The sequence below is a fragment of the Fusibacter sp. genome, from assembly GCF_057447755.1.
Genome location: NZ_JBVBZF010000494.1, coordinates 1 through 1,799, shown reverse-complemented (window position 1 = coordinate 1,799; position 1,799 = coordinate 1). Strand labels below are relative to the sequence as shown.

The 1,799-nt window shown below is 33.7% G+C and carries 3 protein-coding genes; all 3 read left to right on the top strand.

Annotation, left to right across the window (positions count from 1 at the left end):
- The first annotated feature begins 44 nt into the window (after positions 1-44).
- Positions 45-677, top strand: coding sequence for a TetR/AcrR family transcriptional regulator (locus AC220I_RS22035; RefSeq protein WP_486726019.1), 633 nt, complete (start codon positions 45-47; stop codon positions 675-677).
- A gap of 23 nt (positions 678-700) precedes the next feature.
- Positions 701-1,249: a GNAT family N-acetyltransferase gene (locus AC220I_RS22030; protein WP_486726018.1), complete on the top strand. Its 549-nt coding sequence runs from the start codon at positions 701-703 to the stop codon at positions 1,247-1,249.
- A 63-nt stretch (positions 1,250-1,312) separates the two neighbouring features.
- The gene (locus AC220I_RS22025; protein ID WP_486726017.1) at positions 1,313-1,702 is read left to right on the top strand and encodes a hypothetical protein; all 390 of its coding nucleotides are present in this window, start codon (positions 1,313-1,315) and stop codon (positions 1,700-1,702) included.
- The last annotated feature ends 97 nt before the right edge of the window (positions 1,703-1,799 follow it).

Below are 1,799 nucleotides of genomic sequence, written 5' to 3'. Positions count from 1 at the left end.
TGCAATCTTGTGGTTTTATAAAAAATTTAAAGGGAGTCATACTAATGAATAAATTTGGATTACGAGAGAAAAAGGCAGCAATTCTCAAAACGGCTATATTGGATGAAATGCTGCGCTTGCTCAAAGATAAAGACCTAAATGAGATATCTCTAGATGAACTCTGTAGCAATGTCAACACGACTAAGGTGACTTTCTTTAAATATTTTACCCATAAAGAGCAAGTGTTGGATTACTTCATCCAAAGATGGCTTTATGATAGAAGTTATGAGATTTCGTGTAAAGGCCTTCAAGGTCTGGAAGGTATAAACCACGTATTTCAAACGATTAGTTCTGAAAAACCTTTAAATCAAAAATTAATGATTGCCCTTATTCATTATTACTCAAAGCTAAATGAAGAACCTGCAGCCATCCATATAAGCGATTACGAGTACTATCTTTTTAATGCTGAGGCCTATAATCAACAAGTAAAGGCCTTAGACCTTTGTCAGGTGTTTACCCATTATCTTTCTCAGATAGATGCTATAGAGCCTAGTGAGTTTGAGAACATCATCAATCTTTTAATTGCACTTATGTATGGTGTTCCAATCCAGTCACATATTACCCGAACTGAGGATATGTATCCTCTTTATAAGCTAGGTGTAGAACGTATTTTGCAAGATAAAGGTTTTAAAGATTAATCAAAAGACCATGGGAGGAATTTATGAAATGTTATGAAACCGACAGACTGATACTTAAGACAATTGAGGAAAGTGACTTTCCAATTCTAAAGAAATATCTTTTAAAAAACAAGGTATTTCTAACACCTTGGGAGCCATTAAGGATGGCAACTTTTTATGATGACCAAGCAATTTTAAAAAGATTAAAGTCTGAAATGATCAATAATGACAATGGTAGTCATTTAAGTCTATACATTTCAGTAAAAGGAAATGACAATATAATTGGTAATGTGACCTTATCCAATATTATAAAAGGCCCCTTTCAATCCTGTAATATTGGCTATAAACTTGATGCGTCTGAACTCAATAAAGGGTATATCACTGAAGCGATTAAAAAAGTGATTGAAATTGCATTCAATGACCTAGAACTACATAGAATAGAAGCCAACATAATGCCACGAAATATCAGTTCTATCAAGGTTGTAGAAAAGTTGGGTTTCAATTATGAGGGCTTAGGAATTGAATATTTAAGAATAAATGGTGTATGGGAAGACCATGCTAGGTATGCGATCCGTAATAAAGCAATAAAGTAACTTGATGTGTAGGTTACCATCTATGTTATGTGTTTTTTTAAATACTCAAAAAGGAGGTCGAAAATGATAACTTCAATAAAATCAAATGCTTTAGAGCCAACAAATAGAAGTCTAGGCTATCAAACCGAAGCGGAATCAAGTAATGCCTTTATAGACTTGCTCTCCGAGAAGACACATCGTCGTGATGAGGAGAATGTTTATGAAATTGATGAATCAAGAGAGACCAAAAGGTTGGCCCTTATAGACGTTATCCAAAACAAAGTTCGCGAAATAAAAGTTAAGCTAGAGAATGGAGAAACGGAAACAGCCTATCAAATTGGTAGCGATTCGTACACTAAGGAAGAATGGGATAATTTGATCCTAAAGGTTGACCGTGCACTTGAAAAAGATGATGATCAAGATATTGATGAAGACGAAGATAAGAAAGATGATCTTTCTGGGGATGAGAAATAATTGAAAGGAAATTAATGATTATAACTACATATAAGGATTATTGTATACTAATTAGCACTATAAATAAAAACCTCATGAAATGGTAAAAGTTCATGAG